This is a genomic window from Roseibium sp. M-1, from assembly GCF_054515675.1.
Window position 1 is genome coordinate 2,372,187 of record NZ_CM137257.1, and the last position, 20,803, is coordinate 2,392,989.

The following is a 20,803-nucleotide window of genomic DNA, read 5'->3' on the forward strand; positions in this document are numbered from 1 at the left end:
TTTAAGCTGTTAGCTGGCTTTGGCGCGTTGTTCTGAAATGCGGTCCAGGAACTGTTTCAGGGAAAGGTCCAGGCCCTCGATGATTTCACCGACATGGTCTTCGGTCAGGATCATCGGCGGTGCGATCAGGAAGTGATCGCCGCTGTAACCGCCGCGCGTGCGCCGGGCATAGATGATGAGGCCGTTTTCGTAGGCGATGTCGACAAGCTGGTTGAAAGCGCCGAGTTCCTTCGGCAAAGGCCTGAGGCTGGTCCGGTCCTCGACAAGTTCGAAGGCAAGCAGCAGTCCCTCGCCGCGTACGTCGCCGATGATCGAATAGCGATCCATCAGCTTGGTCAGTTCGCTCTTGAGTAGCGCGCCCATCCGGGCGGCATTGTCGCAAAGATCCTCGCGTTCGATCTCCTCCAGGACGGCGAGACCGGCAGCACAGGCCAGCGGATTGCCGGCGTAGGTGAAGCCGTGCAGGAAGCCACCGCTGTCAAGGACGTTGGTGACGATGTCGTTATGCGCGACCATCGCCCCCAGCGGCGCATAGCCGGCGGCAAAGCCCTTGGAGATGACGAGGATGTCCGGCTCGACATTCCAGTGCTCGGCAGCAAAGAACTTGCCGGTGCGGCCACCACCGGACATGACCTCGTCGTGGATCAGCAGCACGCCGTAGCGGGTGCAGATCTCACGGATGCGCTGCATGTAGCCCTTCGGCGGCACGAGGGCGCCGGTGGACGCTCCGCCGACCGGCTCGACGATGAAGGCAAGGATGGTCTCCGGTCCTTCGGACAGGATTTTGGCTTCCAGCATGTCGGCATAATACCTGCCCGTTGCCTCGTCGTCCGGATCGAGACCGTCGAGATAGGCGCGCGGCGCCGGGATCTTCGGCATCGGCCGCATCATCGGATCGAAGGGCGCTGTCAGCGGCGCATAACCGGTCAGGGCCAGGGCTCCAAGCGTGCATCCGTGATAGCTCGGCTCGCGCGAAATCACCTTGTAGCGCTGCGCCTCGCCAATGGCGATGGCGTTCTGGCGGGCAAGCTTGATGGCGCTTTCCACCGCTTCTGAACCGCCGGAAACGAAGAAGACCTTCTCCAATCCGTCCGGAGCCAGCGAGGCGGTTTTCGCCGCCAGCAGTTCCGCGGGCTCCGTCTCGAAATGGAGGCGGTAGCCGAAGGTGGATTTTTCCATCTGCTTGCGCATGGCTTCCAGAACGCGCGGGTTGGAATGGCCGATATTGCAGACCATGGCCCCCGATGAGCCGTCGAGATAGCGCTTGCCGTCGACGTCCCACATATAAACGCCCCGCGCCTGGTCCAGCATCGGACGGCGCTGGCGGGACTGATAGAAAAGATGGGATTTGGCAGGCAGGTTCATTTAGGGGCTCCAGGCAGAGCGGCGCAATCGCGCGGGCGGAAGCGGACGGATACCTCCGAACCTTCCTGAAAGGGATGCTGATCGATCATGTTGATCACCTGAAGTTGAGTGTCGCCGACGCGCACGAAATAGCGTGCCGCCTGACCCTGATAGTCGACCGCCTCGACGATTCCATTGAGTGCGATCCGATCATCCGCCGGAGCGGATTTTTCCGCCAGCAGAAGTTTCTCTGCCCGGATGACGAGCTGTGCCGGGCCTGTTCCGGCGACGTTGGGGGCCCTCTCCTTCGGCACGGTGACCGTACCCAATTGGTCGAGCTGAAGGGAGATTGCCTGTCCGTTCGCTTCCCGGCAGGTCGCCTCCAGGATGTTGGAAATGCCGAGGAACCGGGAAACGAACTCGCTGGCCGGCGTGTTGTAGACCTCCTGCGGCGTGCCGATCTGTTCCACCCGGCCGTTGGACATCACCACGATCCGGTCCGACATGGCGAGCGCCTCGGACTGGTCGTGGGTGACGAAGACGGTGGTGATGCCGATGCGGTGCTGGATGCGTTTCAGCTCCACCCGCATGTCTTCGCGCAGGTTGGCATCAAGTGCCGACAACGGTTCGTCCAGGAGCAGCACGTCCGGCTCGATGACAATCGCCCGCGCCAGCGCGATACGCTGCTGCTGACCGCCGGAGAGCTGTTTCGGGTAGCGATCGGCGACATGGGGAAGCTGGACCAGGTCCAATACGTCCTTCACCTTCCGCTCGGCATCCGCCCTGGAAACACTGCGATACTTGAGGCCGAAGGCAACGTTCTCGGCAATCGTCTTGTGCGGGAAGAGGGCATAGTTCTGGAACACAAGGCCGAGATTGCGCTTGTGAATCGGCACGTCGTTGATGCGTTTGCCCTTGATGGTGATGTCGCCTTCGGAAGGGTCGATGAGGCCGGCGATCATTCTGAGGGTCGTTGTTTTTCCGCATCCGGACGGCCCGAGCAGCGTCACGAAACTGCCATCCGGAATGTCCATGCTCATCCGGTGAACGGCCGTGAAGCCTCCGAACTTCTTGACGATATTGGTGAGGGTTACCGCGCTCACGCCAGTTCTCCGGGTTCCTTGAAAAAGAGCACCTTCCGGCGGAAACCGCCGGAAGGTTCGGTGTCTGCTTCAGGCTTAGTAGCCCTTCTGGATACGTCCGAAGGTCTTCGACCAGTCCGCCTCGTGGCCATTCCAGTAGTCCGGATTGGCGAAGGTCAGTCCGTCCAGGGTGCCGGTCGGATCGAAGGCGGGAAGTGTCGGGATCTTCGTGCCGAGATCGACCTTCTGCGGATCGAGCGCCGGCGGATAGTTCTGTCCTTCCGCGACCGCAATCGAGGTCTCCGGTGCCAGCATGAAGTTGAGCAACTCCTCGCATTCGGCCATCGGCGATCCCTTGATGACGAAGATGCATTCCTGCCAGCCGAAGCCGTTGGGCGGATCGATATAGCCGATGTCGTGGCCCTGCTCCTGCAGCGCATAGATGCGGCCGGACCAGCCTTCGGTGACGTAGACCTCTTCTTCCGCCAAAAGGCTCATCAGCTCGGCGCCGGACTGCCAGTATTTCAGCAGAAGGTCGCGGTTGGTGCGTACAGCGTCCCAGACGGCGTCCATGTCGGTGGCGTTGTTCGGGTCCTGGCCGGTCTGGAGAGACGCGTACCAGACGCGGGTGCGCCAGTCGGACCAGCCGCCGATCTTGCCCTTGTAGGCTTCATCGATGAGGAGCTTCGCTCCCTTGGCCTTGGCCTCGTCGTCTGAAATGTATTTCCGGTTATAGGCAATTCCCGTGGTGCCGTAGTCATAGGGAACACAGGAGAGCTTGCCGTCGGTCACCCCACGGAAGACATCGGTCAGCTTGGGGATCACGTATTTCAGGTTCGGAATGTTGTCCTCGTTCAGGGTCGAGTTCAGCCCGAGATTGACGTAGCGCGCATAGTCGAAGACGCCGGACAGATGGGCGAGATTGTATTCCCCCTCCTGGCTTGCCTTCACGCGAGACAGGTATTCGTCGCCACCGCCGAAGGTGCCGTCGACCACCTTGACGCCGGTCTTTTCCGTATAAGGGTCGAAGGCGTATTTGCGGAAGGCCTCGGAAACGACGCCGCCCCAGCCGTCGAAACGGACTTCGTTTGCCGCCGCAAAGGCATGACGGGCAAAGGGCGTCTGGACGCCATAGGCGAGACCGGCTGCCCCGATCAGTCCGAGAAACTTGCGGCGGTCGAGATCGCCGTTGAGATAGCGTTCGCGCAGACGCTCGAAGCGTTTGGTATTGTCCATTTTCCTGTCCACTCTGGTTTGTTTATAAGTGTCTTTCAGGTTTGGTCGCGCGGTTCTAACCGCCGCGCTGAAGGGCCATCCGTCTTGCGACTGCCAGTCCGAGAAGCGGCAGTCCGACGGTGAGGAAGATCATCACGGTGCCGAGCGCGTTGATTTCCGGAGAGATGGAATTGCGCAGCATGGCGAAGATCTGGGTCGGCACGGTTTCAACCCCGCCCGGCTTCCAGAACAATGTACCGGTGATGTCGTCGAAGCTGATGGTGAAGGCAAAGAGCATGCCGGCGAAGACGGCGGGTGCCAGCAGCGGCAGCGTGATCTGGAAGAAGGCCTGCACCGGGCTAGCGCCAAGGCTGAGGGCGGCTTCCTCGTAATCGCGCCGGATACCGACCAGGCGCGCCTGAACCACGAGGATCACGAAGGGAAGCGTGAAGATGACGTGGCCCATCAGGAGCAGGAAGAAGCTCTTGTTGATGGAGAGGAAATTCAGGAACAGCAGCAAGGCAACCGCCAGGACCACTTCCGGTACAAGGATCGGCGCGATCAGCAGCGTAGAGATCAGGTTGCGGCCCGGAACGTCGTAGCGAACCAGTGCAAGGCTGGCGAGAACGCCGAGCGTCGTGGAAATCAAGGCAGTCAGGCCGCCGAGAATGATCGAAGTCCGGAAGGCCCGGAGGATCGCCTCGTTTCCGGCCAGTTCCTCGAACCAGCGAAAGGAAAAGCCGGTCATGGGGAAGCTGCCGAACTGGCTGGCGTTGAAGCTCAATAGCACCACGACAGCCACGGGCAGGAACATGAAGAGATAGACGAGGAGCGTATAGGCCCTGATCAGTTTCCACCCCATCAGCCGAGCCCCTTCATCAGTTGGCCCATGCCGAGATAGTGGTTGTAGGTGAGTACCAGCGCGCCCAGCACCGCGAGCAGCATGAGGGAAAGTGCCGAGCCGAGTGGCCAGTTGAGCTGGGTGATGATGGCCTCGAAGACGAGATTGGCGAACATCGCATCCGTCGGTCCGCCCAGGACCAGCGGCGTGATGTAGGTGCCGGCGCTGAGCACGAAACACAGCAGGCCGCCCGCCGCGAGGCCCGGCAATGACAGCGGCAGTGTCACTTCGCGGAAAGCCTGCCAGCGGGTGGAGCCGAGCGAACAGGCGGCGTCTTCCAGCGAGACGTCGATGCCCTCAAGCGCGACATAGACGTTCAGCACCATGAACGGCAGCAGGAAGTGCACGAGGCCGAGGATCACCGTCGGCTCGTTGTAGAGCATCTGGATGGGTTCGGAGACTATGCCGAGATTGACCAGCAGCCAGTTGACCGCTCCGGAGACGCCCAGAATGTTGATCCAGGACATGGTCCGGATGATGTAGCTGATCCAGAAGGGCAACATCAGCAAGAGCAGTAGCAGGGCCTTGTTGCCGCGTGAACGGGCGATGAAATACGCCGCCGGATACCCCATGACCGCACAGACTGCCGTGGTGATCGCCGCAATGCGGAGCGTGCCGAGAAGAATGTCCCGGTAGAAGGGATCGGTGAGGGCTTCCTGCCAGTTATCGAGGTAAAAGCCCGCCTGGTCGGCGCCCGTGGCGGTGCGCAGCCAGAAGGAATAGACGACGATGAAGAGCAGCGGCACGAACAACAGCAGGCCCACGGCCGTGAGGGCGGGGGAAAGAAGTATCCATGGTTGCCGCTGTTCCCTTGCTTCGACGCTCATGCGCTTAAAGCCCACCTGATCCCTTGTCAAAACTGCTTGACTTCAGCGTTGCAGGCAGGCCTTCATTGATCAAATAGATAATTAGAATTGCGACTATTGATTGGATCAATGCCTAGCGAACTTGACCCGATCCAGGCCGAGCGCCTCGCGCGCGAATTGGACTGGAACCTGCTTCGAACCTTCATCGTTCTGGCCGAGGCCGGCAGCGTGACGAAGGCGGCGGACAGGTTGCGCCTGAAACAGCCGACCGTCTCGAGCGCGCTCAAGCGGCTGGAGGACCGCCTCGGCCGCCGGCTGATCAACCGGAGCCCGGGCAATTTCGAGCTGACCGAGGCCGGAACGCTACTTTACAAGGAAGCCATCGAGATCCAGGGCGCGATCCTGCGACTCGGCACGCTGATGCGCGACGTCACCGACGAGGTGCGCGGACATGTCGAGATTGCCATGGCGAGCCACGTCGTCAGCCCGCTTTTCGACGATACGCTGCAAGCGTTCCACGCACGCCACCCGGCAGCAACGCTCACCATCAATGTGTCCGCCAGCAAGGAGGCACTGGAGGCCGTGACATCGCGGCGGGCTTCGCTCGCGGTCTGTCTGGTGCGGGATCGCAATCCTAGGCTGGAATATCTGCGTCTCTTCCGGGAGTTCTTTGGCCTCTTCTGCGGCCCGCCGCATCCCCTCTTCGGCAAGAGCAATCTCACCAAGGCGGATCTCGCGGGCCTGTCGACCGTCAGTTTCGTCACCGACCGGCTGGAAGACGCGCTGAGGCCGGTAACCCTGATGCGCGCGGAAGCGGATCTGGAAGACAGGATCGTCGGCACCTCAGCCAACCTGGAGGAGGTCCGGCGCATGATCATCGCCGGTCTCGGCGTTGGCCCCCTGCCCGTCCATGTCGTCAAGCGGGACGTCGCGGAAGGGCTGCTGTGGCAGCTGCCTCCCTATGAGGTCCTGCCGGAAATCGACGTTCATGTCGTCTGGAACCCGAAGGCCAAGCTCAACCGAGCGGAAACGGCCCTTCTGGAAATGCTTCTGGAAACGATCCACCAGACGCCGATCGAGGATCGGACATATCGCTGACCAAACTCGGTCACGGGTCTTACGATCGCCCGGAATCACCGCGAACGATATGGCTTGCCGGCACCAGTTCGGTCTCTTCGGAGACGATTGCTTTCCGGCAGCGACTTTGCAACACTTTGTACGCGCTACGTAAATGCAGACACTGGCACTGCATTGACTGAGAGGAGGGAACAATGCGTGTTGTGCAGCCTGCATTGAAAGCGCTGTTGTTCGGTCTTATTACCGGCTTTCTGCTGCAGTCTCCGTCCCTCGCGACGGACCAGGTCTTCGAGGGCGGCTGGACCCTGCAGCGGGATGCATCGTCCTTGCGCTTCCAGTCGGTGAAGAACCTGACAATCGTGGAATCGAGCGGATTTGCGCAGTTTGAAGGCAACATCGACGAAAGCGGAACCGCAAATATCCGCGTCTTCCTGGACTCGGTCGATACCAAGATCGACCTCAGAAACGTGCGCATGCGCTTCCTGTTTTTCGAGACCTTCGAATTTCCGGAAGCACTTATCTCCTCAAAAATCGAACCGGCGATTCTGGCGGATCTATCGCAGAAGAAGCGCAAGATCGTCCCGCTCGACTTTGATCTCACCTTGCATGGCGTTTCCAGGACCTATCAAACGGAGGTCGCAGTTACCTATCTGAGCGACGCTCTGGTCGCTGTTTCGACGACGGCGCCGATTTCCGTCCCGGCAGCGGACTTCGCACTCGGAGGCGGCATCAAGAAACTGGAAGAGGCGGCCGGGGTCGTCATCGTGCCGTCCGCCACCGTTTCGTTCGATTTCGTTTTCGCACGCAATTCCGAGAGACATCAGGACCAGGAGGCATCCGGACAGGAAGCGGCTGCACCAATACAAGCGGCAGCGGCAAGCACAGCTCTGGAGCCGGAAGGCAACCTGGACCAGGAAGCATGCGAGGGCCGCTTCGAGATCCTGTCGCGTACCGACAACATCTATTTTCCAAGTGGCAGTTCCCGCCTGGACGCCCGAAGCGAGCCGCTTCTCAACAGCCTGGTCGACATCATTTCCCGCTGCCCTGGCCTTGTGATCGAGGTCGGGGGACATACGGACAGTGACGGCAGCGAGCCTTCAAACCAGCAACTTTCCGAACGGCGGGCCGGCGCGGTCAAACAATACCTGGTCTCGCGGGACATCCTCGAGAGCCGGATCCGGAGCGTCGGCTATGGCGAAACCCGTCCAGTCGCCCCCAACTCCTCACCGGAAGGCAAGCACCGCAACCGACGGATCGAATTTGTCGTTGTCGAATAGGATCAACATGCACCGCTTAGTGCTCGGCATTCTCGTAATACTCGCCCTGACGACCGGCCCTTTCCCCGGCCGGGCGACGGCAGAACCGCGATTGGCACTTGTCGTAGGCAACGGCGCGTATGATGCGGTCATGCCTCTGGACAATCCCGTCAACGACGCCAGGCTTATGGCGGATGTCCTTCGCAAGGTTGGTTTCGAGGTCACGCTTGTCACCGACACGCAGCAGAATGATCTCGTGCAGGCAATCTCGCGCTTCGGCAGCAGCCTGCGCGCCGCCGGCGTGGATGCGACAGGTCTCTTCTATTATGCAGGGCACGGGGTTCAGTCTTTCGGCACAAACTACCTTCTGCCGGTCGACATCGAACTTCAGGATGCCGCGGATCTCAGCCTGGTGGGCGTTCCCGCCCAGGCCGTGCTGCGGCAGATGTTCTCGGCCCGGAACCGCACCAATATTGTCATCCTGGATGCCTGCCGCAACAATCCCTTCGACGCCGTCCCCGATCTCAGCGACAACGGTCTTGCCGAAATGAAAGCCCCCCGGGGAACCTTCCTTGCCTATTCCACCGCACCGGGAGAGATCGCCCTGGACGGCACAGGTGGCAACAGCCCGTTCACGGAAGCGCTGGCGCGAAATCTCGTGACACCTGGCGTGCCGATTGAAGCCCTTTTCAAGAGTGTACGGGTCGATGTCCTGAAACAGACAGGCAGCCAGCAGACACCGTGGGACACGTCGTCCCTGACCAGTGACTTCCAGTTCGTGCGCGCCGAAGCCCCTTCGCCAATCGAAGTGCAGGAGCGCCAGCTCTGGGAAAGCGTGAAACTCAGCAAGGATCCCTTGCAGGTGTTGCTGTTCCTGCGCGCCAATCCGGACAGCATCTATGCCGGCGAAGCGCGGGAGCTGATGTCGAAACTGATGGCAAAGGAAACACAACCGACCACGGAGGCAGACGCCTCCGGGGTGGAGACTGCGCCCGTCCCGCAACAACCCGCCCCTGTTTCACCGCAAACGAGCGAACGCGAAATGATCGAAACGGCGCGGCAGTCTGGCTCACTGGATGCCTATCAGGCCTATCTCGAGGCCTATCCCAACGGCTCCTTTGCCGAGCTTGCCCGAATTGAATCGCAAACCATCCTGAACAAGGAACAAAGCAAGGATCCGGTGGCAACACCGCCTGAACCCAGGCCGTCAGCGGCGGCAGAACAGGCTGCGACGTCAACAACCGGGACAGAGGCCGCCCATGGGACACTGGCATTCAATGCGCCGCTCGGCATAGGCGACCCCGAGATTGCGACCCGAAGCCTTGCCGAGCTGATAACCGGTTCACCAATGTTTCCACCGATCGAGGGCCTTCCGGAGGCTGTCTGGAAAGACAAGACCTGCTCCTCCTGCCACCAGTGGGAACAGGCCAATCTGTGTGACCAGGCAAAGACATATGTTGCCAATGAGGCGCGTGCGCTCTCCAAGCAGCATCCCTATGGCAGTTCCTTCAAGGATGCACTGCGCCTGTGGGCGGAACAGGGATGTCCTTGAGGGAACCTTGCGTTCCAGCTCAGCTGCTTCGCGCTATCACCGCATAGTCGGCATAGCCGAGATAGATCCGCTGGAATGCGAGCTTTCCGGCAATCCCACTGGCAACGGTTTCCAGCTCCTGTTCCAGGTCTGCCCGGGGCGTCACATGGAACGAGCCGAGCCAGGCAAACAGGGCGCGCTTGAACCAGCCCGGTAGCCGTTCCTGCTGGCCGAAGTCGACCACGTGGATACGCCCGTCCGCTTTCAGGCGGGCAGCGCCTGCTGCCAGGGCTTCGCGCCAGATCGGGATCATGGAGAGCGTATAGGAATAAAAGACCCGGTCGAAGCCATCGACACCCAGACCGTCTGTTGCCGACGGATTGGCGGCATCGCCCTGGAACAGGGTGATGCGCGAGGCGAGACCGGCTTTGTCGATGTTGCTTTGGGCGGTTTCCAACATGTGTTTGGAAATGTCGAGGCCACAAAAATGGACATCGGGATAGGCTTTTGCCGCGGCGATCAGGTTACGGCCCGTGCCGCAGCCGAGTTCCAGCACCACGCCGCCGCGCGGCGGCTGCAGGTCGCGGATCAGCCTGTCGCGGCCAAGCAGGTAGAATTTGCGGGTGAGATCATAAAAGTGGCGCTGGTGGCGATAGACGTTGTCCATCAGCCGCGCCGTCTCGGCGGCCTGGGTCATGAGGCGTTTTTCAATCCGTGCTCGAAATTGCCGGTCAGGCTGGCCTAACCGTTAAAGACGTAGAGGTGGAAGCCGCCATAGATGGACGAGCGGTCCTGCCGGCCGAGTTCCAGGCTTTCCTCTGCCTCATAGGTCCAGCGGTCGAGGATCCTGTCGGCAACGCGGCCCGGCAGCAGGGTCGGTTCGGCCGCCGTGCGGAAGATGACCCGGGCGCCCGGACGGGCGGTGCGGGTGATTTCCGTCCAGAGCGCATTGAGCTGGTGGTCGGTCATCCAGTCCTGCGCATCGAGCAGAACATAGGCGTCGAGCGTGTCGTCGCCGACCGACTGGAGATGCTCGGTGAAGTTCCGGTTCAGCACCCTGACCCGGCCGGCCCGCTGGCGGATCTCCTCGAAGTGCTCCCGCTTCAGGTACGGCGGCAGCGGGCCGGAGGGTCCGGTGGTTTCCGGTGAGGCCGGCGCATAGCCGCGGCCGAAGGCCTGCCAGGCGAAATAGTTGTCTTGCATGGAGAAATCGCAGGCGAGCTTTTCCAGCCGCTGGCGCAGCACGGCGGACATGTCCCCTTTCGCATTGGCCGAAACCAGCGCGTCATACTGTGCGGGCGGAATGCCGAGGCCATAGAGCGACATCTTCTTGGACGTCGCCCAACGCACCAGGCGCTTGTCGAAAAGCGGTGCCAGCGCGGTGTCGAAGAAACTGCGCTGCTCTTCCAGCGAGCGCGTCTTGATCATGTGCTTCGGATCGATGCCGTAAAGCCTAGCCACCAGATGGCCGACGCCGATGCAATAGCCGAGGAGCCCGTGATGGTAGAGATCGCGGGAAAAGAGCGTGATGCGCTTTCGGCCCCAGTTGGCAAGGTCCCGGCCTTCCCAATAGGCGACCGTTTCCGGATCGAGATTGTCCTTCAGGAACCGCTTGTAGGCGGCGACATTGGCCTTTTCGTCGGCTTCACCGAAGAAGCGGTAGAAGATCTCGTAGTTGGGAAAGTGCTTGGCGGCGGCCAGCTTCAGCCGGCCCAGCGCCACATGGGCACGATTGAGATCGACCGCGGTGATTTCCGCCGGGTTGGCCGTGAGATAGGACATGACATTGCAGCCGCCGGACGCGATGGCGATCATGCGGCTTTCGGGCGTCAGGCGCAGCGCCTTCATGTCGACATCCGGGTCTTCCCAGATCTGCGGATAGACTAGGCCCTTGAAGGCGAAGGTGAAGAGGCGTTCAAGAATGCCGTCGCCGGAAGTCGCTTCGGAGCGGTGGACCGCGTTCTTGAGACGTTTCTTCGAAGCCGTCAGCGTGCTCTGCGCCATGTCTTTCTCCCGAGTCACCTGCGCCGTAAAACTGCCTTCCGATACGTGACGGACGCGACAGTTTGGTGACGGTCGGGGAGAAATGGGCTCTTATCCGGATAATAAAGCCCGGAGCCAGCCACATAAGAAAACCCCCGCCGGAGCGGGGGTTCTGCATGTCACCGGATTGGGAGGAGGGTCCGGTTCAGCGTGTGATCACGACAAAGTCTGTGCCGAGGCCCGTGTTGCGGGTGAAGCTGCGGTCGGTGACCGTCAGCGAGGTGCCCGGGGTCAGCATCTTGGAGACTTCCAGCGAGACTTTTGCCGGCATCTCGATCCGGTCGAGCACGCCGCGGGAGACCCCGCCGCGCTCGCCTTCTGCGGAGACGGCGATCCATTCAACGCTGTTGTCGCCCGGTTTGAAGTCCATCGCGGTAAAGACATGCGTGCCGATTTCCTGGTCGATGTCCTTGATCGTCACCGGCGCGGCATAGATGTCACGGAACTTGCGGCGGATGCGCAGCATGGCGTTCTGCGGTTTTTCGTATCCCGCTTCAAACTGGATGCGCGCCTCCAGCGTGTCCGTCAACTGACCGGTGACCGGCAGTTCCGCACCTTCCTGGAAGAGGCTGATGGCAGCCCGTGTCTTGCGGCCCAGGATGCCGTCTTCATAACCGGCATCGAAACCCATCTGGTTGAGCAGTTGCTGCAGCAGCTGGACGCGGTTCGGCTCTTTCTGCGGCGTGATGATCATGCGCAGCGGCTGATCGAAATCCGGGTTTTCCGGCTGCACCACAGGAAGGTTGGCGTGGACGGGCGTATCCTGGATTGCTCCGCGAAGCGCCGGATCGGCTGCGATCGTCTCTTCGCTGAGGCTGGCGACAGTTGTCTCCGGCACGAAGGGCTGCGGCAGCACGGAATGGTTCATAGCCGACGGTTCCGAGACGCCGCGTGTCACAACGACATGCATGCCGCGTTCGGTCATGCCGTAGAGCGACTGGGCGAACGACTTCGGCAGGCGGATGCAACCGTGCGATGCCGGGTATCCCGGAAGCTGGCCGACATGCAGCGCGATACCGGACCATGTCAATCGCTGCATGAACGGCATCGGCGCGTTATCGTAAAGATTGGAGAAGTGCTTGCGCTTCTTTTCCAGGATCGAGAACACGCCGGTCGGCGTGCCGTGACCGCGCTTGCCCGAAGAAACCGGTGACACTTCGATGAGATCGAGACCGCGATAGACGCGGATCTTCTGCTCATCGAGCGACACGATCATGTGCAACGGCGGTTCGGCAGCAGGTGCTGTTTCCGTCTCCGGAGCAACATCGCGCGCAAACGCCGTGGAAACCGTAGCGGCCGACAAAAAGGCAGCACTTGTCAGGCAGATCAGCCTGCCCGCGCGCTTGCTCCGGCCATGAACCTTCATTGACATCATCCCTGAGCTCCCCAACGCATAACTCTTAAAGCTCGATTCAACTTTTAACGAACACCTGTGTAGATCGGGTTAGGAAACACGGTTACCCATTGGTTTCTTTCACCCTTTCCTCGGGAAAGTCCCACAGTAGCCAGCTTGCCGCTGTTATTCACATCACAATTTGTACAGATAAGTGCCGTTCCGTGAGCCTAACGTGAGTTCACGGAAGCCGGTTCTGCCGGAAACGACGGACTGGATTTCAGGTTCAGCGCGTCAAGCCGTCCTGAAAGACGACCGCTTCGCCACGAGACGGCATCGCCAGCTCGCCATCCCACATCACGCGCTGGCCGCGGACGACTGTCCCGACCGGCCAGCCCGTGACTTGCTTGCCGTCATAGGGCGTCCAGCCGCATTTGGAGGCGATCCATTCGTTGCGGATGGTTTCCTTGCGCTTCATGTCGACCACGGTGAAATCGGCATCGTAGCCGACGGCAATCCGGCCCTTGCGGGCGGTCTGGAAGAGACGGGCCGGGCCAGCACTGGTCATGTCGACGAAGCGTGCCAGGCTGAGACGGCCGGCATTGACGTGGTCGAGCATGACCGGCACCAGGGTCTGGACGCCGGTCATGCCGGATGGCGATGCCGGATAGGGCTTCTGCTTTTCTTCCAGTAGATGCGGCGCGTGATCGGAGCCGAAAATGTCGAGGATGCCCTGGCTGAGCCCCCACCAGAGGCGCTCGGAATGGCGCGGTGCGCGCACCGGCGGGTTCATCTGAACCAGCGTGCCGAGACGGTGGTAGGCCTCATCCGTCAAGGTCAGGTGATGCGGGGTCACCTCGATGGAGGCAACGTCCTTGTGGTCGATCAGGAAATCGACCTCTTCGGCCGTTGACAGGTGCAGGATATGGATCTTGGCGCCGGTTTCGCGCGCAATCCGCACAAGCCGCTCGGTGCATTGCAGCGCCGCGATTTCGTCGCGCCAGATGGGGTGCGAACTCGGATCCCCCTCGACGCGCTCGCCCTGGCGTTCGCGCAGCCGGAACTCGTCTTCCGAGTGGAAGGCGGCACGGCGGCGGGTGACGGAAAGGATGTCCTTCACACCCTGGTCGTCCTCCACCAGCAGGTCGCCGGTGGAAGAGCCCATGAAGACCTTGATACCGGCGGCGGCCGGCAGGCGCTCCAGTTCCGGGATGTCCTTGACGTTGTCACGCGTGCCGCCGACCCAGAAGGCGAAGTCGCAATGCATGCGGTGGTGGCCGCGCCGGACCTTGTCGGCAAGAGCTGCTTCCGATGTCGTCAGCGGATTGGTGTTCGGCATTTCGAAGACGGCGGTGACCCCGCCCATGACGGCGGCGCGGGAACCCGATTCCAGGTCTTCCTTGTGGTCCAGCCCGGGCTCGCGGAAATGCACCTGGGTGTCCATGACACCGGGAAGGACATGCAGCCCGGTGCAGTCGATCACTTCGCCCGCTTGCGCGGCGTTAAAAGAGCCGAGACCGGCAATGCGGCCGCCCCGGATGGCGACGTCACGCTGCCCCTCCCCGTCCTGATTGACCACGGTTCCACCTTTCAGGATCAGGTCATAGGTCGCGCTCATGGGGCTCCTCCGAGAAATTTTGATCGATTGCCGGACTGGTTCGGGGCGCTTATACGCGGCCCCGAGGCAAAGAACCAGATGGGTGAACCAGATTCAGGACCTTGTCCGCGCGTGGCAAAACGCTTATGTGGCGTTATAGAATTCTGGCAGAAAAACTCATCTTTTCCGGAGACCTCCGTGCCGTCGCAGACCTTCGTCCACCTGACCGATCGTGCCCTCATCCGTGTGGGTGGTGCAGACGCGCAGCATTTTTTGCAAAACCTTGTGACATCGGATATCGACGGGCTGGAGGAAAACGCTGCTACCGCGAGCGCGCTTCTGACGCCCCAGGGAAAGATCCTGTTCGATTTCCTGGTCTACCGGCTCAAGGACGGTTACCTCCTGGACGCACCGGCAGCTGTTGCGCCGGATCTTCTGAAACGCCTGACCTTCTACAGGCTCCGGGCAAAGGTCGATCTGGAACTGCTGTCTGAAGACACCGGCGTCTTTGCCGTCTGGAACGGACACGCCGAGCCGGCAGGCGCTCTCCTGCCGGATAGCGCTCTGGTGATTGTCACGGACCCGCGTCTTGAAGCGCTTGGCCAGCGGATTGCCGGACCGGTCACCCTACTGGCGGGAACACCTGGAGCGACGGCATCGGACCTTGGCGAATACGATGCCCACCGTGTTCGTCTCGGTGTGCCGGAGGGCCTGAAGGATTACGAATATTCCGACATCTTCCCGCATGATGCCGATCTCGACCAGCTTGGAGGCGTCTCGTTCAGGAAGGGCTGTTATGTCGGTCAGGAAGTCGTGTCGCGGGTTCAGCATCGCGGTACCGCGCGCAAGCGTTTCGTGCAGGTAACAAGCGCCGCTCCGCTGCCTGCGAAGGGCTCCGAGGTGACTGCCGGTGGAAAATCCGTCGGGGTGCTGGGAAGCACGGCGATGGTGGACGGCACGTCTCACGGCCTGGCCCTGCTGCGCCTTGACAAGGTCGCCCAAGCCAAGGACAACGGCATCCCTCTGCACTGCGGCGACGCGGAGATTCTGGTCACGCTGCCCGGCTGGGCGCGCTTTTCCTGGCCGGAGGCCGGCGCCGCGGACTGAAACCGCAAGATCTCGAGGACCGATGGCCTCTGCCCGTACCGACCAGCCGCCGCGCGCCTGGCAGCGCATGTTGTCCGGCAGACGCCTCAACCTGCTGGACCCTTCGCCGCTCGATGTCGAGATATCCGACATCGCCCACGGTCTTGCCCGCGTCGCCCGCTGGAACGGCCAGACAAACGGCAACCATGCCTTTTCGGTGGCTGAGCACTCGCTGATCGTCGAAGACATTGCGCTCAAACTGAAGCCCGACCTGCCGCCGCACTGGCGCCTGGCCGTATTGCTGCACGATGCCCCGGAATATGTCATCGGCGATATGATCTCTCCCTTCAAGGCCGTTATCGGCGAAGCCTACAAGGCGGTGGAAAGCCGGCTTCAGGGCGCGATCCATGTACGCTTCGGTCTGCCAGCCGAGATTCCGCAGACGGTGAAGAAACTCGCCAAACGGGCCGACATCATCTGCGCCTATTTCGAGGCTGTGGAACTGGCTGGCTTCGACGACGAGGAAGCCGCCAAGATCTTCGGCCGGCCGCGCGGTTTTCCGTTGGATGCCACGGGCAGGCTGCGCTACGGCCTGGAACCGCTGCCGGTGAAAATCGCCCAGGAACGCTTCATGCAGCGCTTCGACGAGATCGAAGCCCTGCGCGAAGCTGGGAACAACCCGAAAAGCCGGCAAGTGAACGGGTGACCTTGCCCGTGAAAGACCCTAGTTTATTGGCAGATAGCAGGCTCAGGACCAATTGATTTGATTGGAATTGGCCTGACCCAAAGAACCGGTACTGCCATGCTGCACGTCTGCTCCCTGTCGAAACTGCCTGAGACGGTCGCCATCACCGGCGCAAGGTCCCTCGTGACCCTGATCAACGCCGAAATGAGCGTGCCGACGCCGGAAGGCATCACGCCGGACAAACATCTGTTTCTGGCCTTCAACGACATTGTCGCCCCGGTCGATGGCCTAGTTCCGGCGAGCGAACAGCAGATCGCGGAATTTGTCGATTTCGTGCGGGTGTGGGACCGGCAGGCACCGCTGGTGATCCATTGCTGGGCCGGCATCAGCCGCTCGACCGCCGGAGCCTATGTCGCAGCCTGTGCTCTGAACCCGGAGGGCGACGAATATGCGCTCGCCAGCCTCCTGCGCGAGCGCTCGCCGTCGGCGACGCCGAACGCGCGTATCGTTGCCATGGGCGACAAGCTTCTCGGCCGCGACGGCCGCATGATAGATGCCATCCGCGGCATCGGCCGCGGCGCCAATGCCTTCGAAGGCAGCCCCTTTGCCATGCCGATCGATTGACCTGACCCGGAGACGCCATGCCCCACCGGCAAGCCAGCATTGAGATCGGACTGAATGCCGTCATCGTGTCGGTTGCCGCAGGCGTGCCCCAGATCGTTCATGTGAACGATGCCGGCGAAACGGGGCAGGATGGTGCTCTGGAAAGCCTGCCCTTCGGTCCTTTCGACCCGATCCATCACCGCACCTTCGAGATCGGCCTGCGCTCCTGGGTGGAGAACCAGACGGCGCTTCGTCTTGGTTATGTCGAGCAGCTCTACACGTTCGGCGATCGTGGCCGCCACCGTGTCTCCGGTGACGAGGGACCGCATGTGGTTTCTGTCGGCTATCTCGCCCTGACCCGGCAGACGGTGGATTCGGAAAACATGCTGTCGAAGCACATGTCCGCCTGGCGTTCCTGGTATGACTATTTCCCCTGGGAGGACTGGCGAAGCGGGCGGCCGGCCGTTCTCGACCGGGATATCCTGCCGGCTCTGGATCTGTGGGCCAAAGTCCCCCCCGCCGAGGGCGAACCGCCGCGGGCTCTCGGACGCCAGGAACGCGTTCGCCTAGCCTTCGGTACCGGTGCCACAAGCTGGGACGAGGAACGGGCACTGGAACGCTACGAGCTTCTCTACGAGGCCGGTCTGGTCGAGGAGGCAAGGACCGACGGCCGGCCGGCAGCCCTGCAGCGCGGCACCCTGCCCTTTCTCGGCACACCGATGCGCTTCGATCACCGACGCGTGCTGGCCACCGCGATTTCGCGCTTGCGCGGCAAACTGAAATACCGGCCGGTGATTTTCGAATTGATGCCGGAAACCTTCACCTTGACCGAATTGCAGACCTCGGTGGAAGCCATTTCGGGGCGGCACCTGCACAAGCAGAATTTCCGCCGTCTCGTGGAAAATGCCGACCTCGTCGAGCCGACCGGCGCAACCTCGACGGCAACGGGCGGGCGCCCCGCCGCGCTCTTCCGGTTCCGCCATCAGCTGCTCAGCGAACGGCCCGCTCCCGGACTGCGAGTCGGCGGCCGCTAAGTTTTTTTTCTCGTTCCGTGCAGTTTGCCTGCTGTGGGCAAATGTGGATTAAGTCCTTCGTAATATTTACCATAATTGCGTCTTTGACTTCGAAACTGGCCGCGAATTTCCGCGATTTCTATTCTTATTAACTCTCTCTCAAGGTTAAGCAGACATCTTCAATTCTGGCGTCGCTGTTAACACGGCGTTCTCCATTTTCGTCCGGCGTTTCGGGATGATCTGTATCGAGTTGGAGTCGGCTGCGTATGTCTGGCCAAGTTTCCCGCAACAGAAAGCGGTTCTCTTCGAAAGTGACTGAAGAATTCGGCCCGGTCCGTGCGCGCATGCGCCGGCTCAAACACATACTTGTTGCCTCTCCGCTGGTCTGGCTGTGCATCGGCGGATCGGTCGGCAACCAGGACATCCTCGCGCTCGTCAACGCGCGCAAGGAAGCAACTCCGCGTTGGATGATGGCGCTGGAGCCGGCGAATTTCACGACCAAGATCGCGCCAAAGATCTCGCTCGGCGACACGCCGGTTCCCGGTCACACCTCCGGTCCCATCCTGACATTGTCATCCGCCGACAAGAATTTTGAGACCCGGCCAATTCTCGGACTGGAAGACATAGCCCGCGAAGTCCGGCCGAAGGGTGTGCCGGACAAGATCGTTACCAATACCTCCGCCAAGAGCAACCGGCTGATCACCATGGCGCCAGACCGCCAGATGGTGGACCGGGCCGCCGGCAATCTCTACGCCATGTCCAGCCTGATCTCGACGGAGAAAAAACACGAGGACCTGCCCCGCGTCGCCTTCGTCAAGCCGGAGCCGCTGGATGCAAAGGAATCCAGAAGGCTGGCAAAGGCCGGCAAGGATGGTCTGCTGGAAGATGGTCCGCTTGACCTGCAGAAGGTGATGATGGCGCGCAATGCGGCGGCCGCCAGCTTCTCGCTCGTCTCCGCCTATGCGCCGGAAACGGTCAAGGAAACCAAGGAACCTTTCGACGCGCTCTTCGGCGCCGCCATGTATGAACAGGAACTGCCACCGCCGGAAGACCCGGAAAACCCGCATTGGTGGGCGCAAAAGCCCCTGCCGCTTTCTGTCGGCGAGAAGAAGGAACAGCGCTGCCTCGCCGAGGCAATCTATTTCGAAGCCCGCGGCGAGAGCGAGGACGGTCAGGTGGCCGTGGCGCAGGTGGTGCTGAACCGGGTCAAGAATCCGGCTTATCCGGACACCATTTGCGGCGTCGTCTACCAGAACCGCCACAAGCGCAACCGTTGCCAGTTCTCCTTCGCGTGCGACGGCATCAAGGACAAGATCGCCAGCCCCGCAGCCTGGTCGACCGCCCAGCGGCTGTCCAGGGAAGTGCTCAACGGCAGCCGTTATTCCAAGATGGTCGATGCGTCGACCCACTACCACGCGACCTACGTCAATCCGCGGTGGGCAAAAGCCATGGCCAAGCGCGGCCAGGTCGGCCTGCACATCTTCTACAAGACCTATGCGGGCGGCTGGAACTGATCCGGCCGTCTGATCTCTCGTCAGGAATTTGCGGCCCATCCTTCGAGACGGCCTGACGGCCTCCTCAGGATGAGGTCGCGCCTGTTACTTCCTCAAAGTTAGCGCCTCTTGCGGCAAAGAGTTTCTACCTCCCAGCCTCATCCTGAGGAGGGCCAAAGGCCCGTCTCGAAGGATCGGCCGCTTGTTCCTGCATAGGGCTCACGCCGGCGCGAAGACATCCTTGAACTGTTCGCGCAGAAGGTTCTTCTGCACCTTGCCCATGGTGTTGCGCGGCAGGCTGTCGACGACGACGAGCTTTCTCGGATGTTTGAAGCGGGCGAGCGAACTGCCGGCCACCGTCAGAATCGCCTCAAGATCCGGCGCTTCCCCGTTTTCAGGCACCACGAGCCCCAGAACCGTTTCGCCGAAATCCGAATGCGGCACGCCGATGACCGCACTTTCCTTGACGCCCGGCTGGGCATCGAGGATGAGTTCGATCTCCTTGGGGTAGATGTTGTAGCCGCCTGAGATGATCAGGTCCTTGTTGCGGCCGACGATGTGGACATAGCCATCCGCATCGATCTTGCCGAGATCCCCGGTGATGAAGAAGCCGTCCTCGCGCAGTTCGGCCGCCGTCTTTTCCGGCATCTGCCAGTAGCCCTTGAAGACATTCGGTCCGCGCACCTCGATCTGGCCGACGGTCTCCTCCGGCAAGGTTTCCCCCGTCTGCGGATCGGTGATCTTCAGCTCCACGCCTGGAAGAGGGAAACCGACGGTTCCAGCCCGGCGCTCGCCGTCATAGGGGTTGGAGGTGTTCATGTTGGTCTCGGTCATGCCGTAACGTTCCAGAATACGGTGACCGGTCCGCTCCTCGAACTGCCTGTGCGTTTCCGACAGAAGGGGTGCGCTGCCGGAGATGAAGAGCCGCATGCCTGATGTCAGATCCGAAGTGAAACGCTCGTCCTGAAGAAGGCGGGTGTAGAAGGTCGGCACGCCCATCATTGTCGTCGCGCGGGGCATCAGGGCAACCATGGCATCGAGATCGAATTTCGGCAGAAACAGCATGGAGCCGCCCGCCGTCAGCGAGACATTGGTGGCAACGAAAAGACCGTGGGTGTGGAAGATCGGCAGCGCGTGCAGCAGCACGTCCTTTTCGGTGAACTTCCAGAGATCGGCCAGAGCCGCCGAATTTGAAAGCAGGTTCTCCTGGGTCAGCATCGCGCCCTTGGAGCGCCCGGTCGTACCGGAGGTATAGAGAAATGCAGCCAGGTCGTCGGGAGACCTGTCGACGGTCGGGTAGTCGGCGGGCATCCGCGTCGCCTGCTCCGTCAGCGACCCGGAGCCATCGGCATCAAGCGTCTCGATGCGAGCCCCGAGACTTGAGGCGACCGGTTCCAGCAAGTGCTTTTTCGCACTGTCGCAGACGACTGTCCTTGCGCCGCTGTTCTCGATGAAATAGCTCAGCTCATCGACCGTATAAGCCGTGTTGAGCGGCAGGAAGACGATGCCGGCCTGAGCGCAGGCTGCATAAAGCGCCAGCGCTTCGGCTGATTTTTCAACCTGGGCCGCAAGCCTGTCACCCGGAACCATACCGTTTTGCGTCAGGACCTGTGCGATCCGGGCAGCCGTTTGCAGAAAGGCCGCATGGGTCAGGACAGACCCGTCCTTGAAGACCAGAAACGGCGTTTCCTTGCCCGCGTGTTTTCCGAACAGCCGGTCATAAAGGGGATTGGGCATC

At 61.4% G+C, this 20,803-nt stretch carries 18 protein-coding genes; 8 read left to right on the plus strand and 10 right to left on the minus strand.

Annotated features, from left to right (window positions below):
* Positions 1-9: 9 nt before the first annotated feature.
* The 5 genes from ACX3M4_RS10725 to ACX3M4_RS10745 form a co-directional block, all read right to left on the minus strand.
* Positions 10-1,365 (minus strand): aminotransferase family protein, encoded by a 1,356-nt coding sequence (locus ACX3M4_RS10725; protein ID WP_459358572.1) that lies wholly within the window; start codon positions 1,363-1,365, stop codon positions 10-12.
* Complete coding sequence (locus tag ACX3M4_RS10730; protein WP_459358573.1) at positions 1,362-2,447, minus strand: ABC transporter ATP-binding protein; 1,086 nt, start codon at positions 2,445-2,447, stop codon at positions 1,362-1,364. Before ACX3M4_RS10730 ends, ACX3M4_RS10725 begins: the two co-directional genes overlap by 4 nt.
* A gap of 75 nt (positions 2,448-2,522) precedes the next feature.
* Entirely contained in the window at positions 2,523-3,662 is a 1,140-nt protein-coding gene (locus ACX3M4_RS10735) for an extracellular solute-binding protein (RefSeq protein WP_459358574.1), read from the minus strand.
* Positions 3,663-3,717: 55 nt separating this feature from the next.
* Positions 3,718-4,503, minus strand: coding sequence for an ABC transporter permease (locus tag ACX3M4_RS10740; RefSeq protein WP_459358575.1), 786 nt, complete (start codon positions 4,501-4,503; stop codon positions 3,718-3,720).
* Positions 4,503-5,369 (minus strand): ABC transporter permease, encoded by an 867-nt coding sequence (locus ACX3M4_RS10745; protein ID WP_459358576.1) that lies wholly within the window; start codon positions 5,367-5,369, stop codon positions 4,503-4,505. Before ACX3M4_RS10745 ends, ACX3M4_RS10740 begins: the two co-directional genes overlap by 1 nt.
* Before the next feature lie 108 nt (positions 5,370-5,477).
* Between ACX3M4_RS10745 and ACX3M4_RS10750 the strand changes: the two genes are divergently transcribed.
* The 3 genes from ACX3M4_RS10750 to ACX3M4_RS10760 all read left to right on the plus strand — a co-directional run bounded on the left by ACX3M4_RS10750 (position 5,478) and on the right by ACX3M4_RS10760 (position 9,233).
* Positions 5,478-6,446: a LysR family transcriptional regulator gene (locus tag ACX3M4_RS10750; RefSeq protein WP_459358577.1), complete on the plus strand. Its 969-nt coding sequence runs from the start codon at positions 5,478-5,480 to the stop codon at positions 6,444-6,446.
* Between the two features lie 173 nt (positions 6,447-6,619).
* Positions 6,620-7,702 carry an OmpA family protein gene (locus tag ACX3M4_RS10755; protein ID WP_459358578.1) on the plus strand — a complete coding sequence of 361 codons (1,083 nt, stop codon included), beginning with the start codon at positions 6,620-6,622 and terminating at the stop codon, positions 7,700-7,702.
* Between the two features lie 7 nt (positions 7,703-7,709).
* Positions 7,710-9,233 (plus strand): caspase family protein, encoded by a 1,524-nt coding sequence (locus tag ACX3M4_RS10760; protein WP_459358579.1) that lies wholly within the window; start codon positions 7,710-7,712, stop codon positions 9,231-9,233.
* Between the two features lie 19 nt (positions 9,234-9,252).
* Here ACX3M4_RS10760 and ACX3M4_RS10765 read toward each other — a convergent pair whose 3' ends face one another.
* From ACX3M4_RS10765 to ACX3M4_RS10780, 4 genes are all read right to left on the minus strand, one after another.
* A complete protein-coding gene (locus ACX3M4_RS10765; RefSeq protein WP_459358580.1) occupies positions 9,253-9,909 on the minus strand; it encodes a class I SAM-dependent methyltransferase in 657 nt (218 codons plus the stop codon).
* A 44-nt stretch (positions 9,910-9,953) separates the two neighbouring features.
* Positions 9,954-11,216, minus strand: a complete 1,263-nt coding sequence (locus ACX3M4_RS10770) for a BtaA family protein (protein WP_459358581.1) — start codon at positions 11,214-11,216, stop codon at positions 9,954-9,956.
* 184 nt (positions 11,217-11,400) lie between these two features.
* On the minus strand, positions 11,401-12,630 hold the full coding sequence (locus ACX3M4_RS10775) for a L,D-transpeptidase family protein (RefSeq protein ID WP_459358582.1): 1,230 nt from the start codon (positions 12,628-12,630) through the stop codon (positions 11,401-11,403).
* A gap of 244 nt (positions 12,631-12,874) precedes the next feature.
* A complete protein-coding gene (locus tag ACX3M4_RS10780) occupies positions 12,875-14,206 on the minus strand; it encodes a dihydroorotase (protein ID WP_459358583.1) in 1,332 nt (443 codons plus the stop codon).
* Between the two features lie 177 nt (positions 14,207-14,383).
* Between ACX3M4_RS10780 and ygfZ the strand changes: the two genes are divergently transcribed.
* The 5 genes from ygfZ to ACX3M4_RS10805 all read left to right on the plus strand — a co-directional run bounded on the left by ygfZ (position 14,384) and on the right by ACX3M4_RS10805 (position 19,086).
* Positions 14,384-15,292 carry a CAF17-like 4Fe-4S cluster assembly/insertion protein YgfZ gene (ygfZ, locus tag ACX3M4_RS10785; RefSeq protein WP_459358584.1) on the plus strand — a complete coding sequence of 303 codons (909 nt, stop codon included), beginning with the start codon at positions 14,384-14,386 and terminating at the stop codon, positions 15,290-15,292.
* A 22-nt stretch (positions 15,293-15,314) separates the two neighbouring features.
* On the plus strand, positions 15,315-15,977 hold the full coding sequence (locus ACX3M4_RS10790; RefSeq protein WP_459358585.1) for a YfbR-like 5'-deoxynucleotidase: 663 nt from the start codon (positions 15,315-15,317) through the stop codon (positions 15,975-15,977).
* 96 nt (positions 15,978-16,073) lie between these two features.
* The gene (locus tag ACX3M4_RS10795; RefSeq protein WP_459359410.1) at positions 16,074-16,580 is read left to right on the plus strand and encodes a tyrosine phosphatase family protein; all 507 of its coding nucleotides are present in this window, start codon (positions 16,074-16,076) and stop codon (positions 16,578-16,580) included.
* Positions 16,581-16,597: 17 nt separating this feature from the next.
* Positions 16,598-17,593: an NUDIX hydrolase gene (locus ACX3M4_RS10800; protein ID WP_459358586.1), complete on the plus strand. Its 996-nt coding sequence runs from the start codon at positions 16,598-16,600 to the stop codon at positions 17,591-17,593.
* Between the two features lie 245 nt (positions 17,594-17,838).
* Complete coding sequence (locus tag ACX3M4_RS10805; RefSeq protein ID WP_459358587.1) at positions 17,839-19,086, plus strand: cell wall hydrolase; 1,248 nt, start codon at positions 17,839-17,841, stop codon at positions 19,084-19,086.
* 198 nt (positions 19,087-19,284) lie between these two features.
* Here ACX3M4_RS10805 and ACX3M4_RS10810 read toward each other — a convergent pair whose 3' ends face one another.
* Positions 19,285-20,802 (minus strand): malonate--CoA ligase, encoded by a 1,518-nt coding sequence (locus ACX3M4_RS10810; protein ID WP_459358588.1) that lies wholly within the window; start codon positions 20,800-20,802, stop codon positions 19,285-19,287.
* Position 20,803 lies beyond the last annotated feature (1 nt).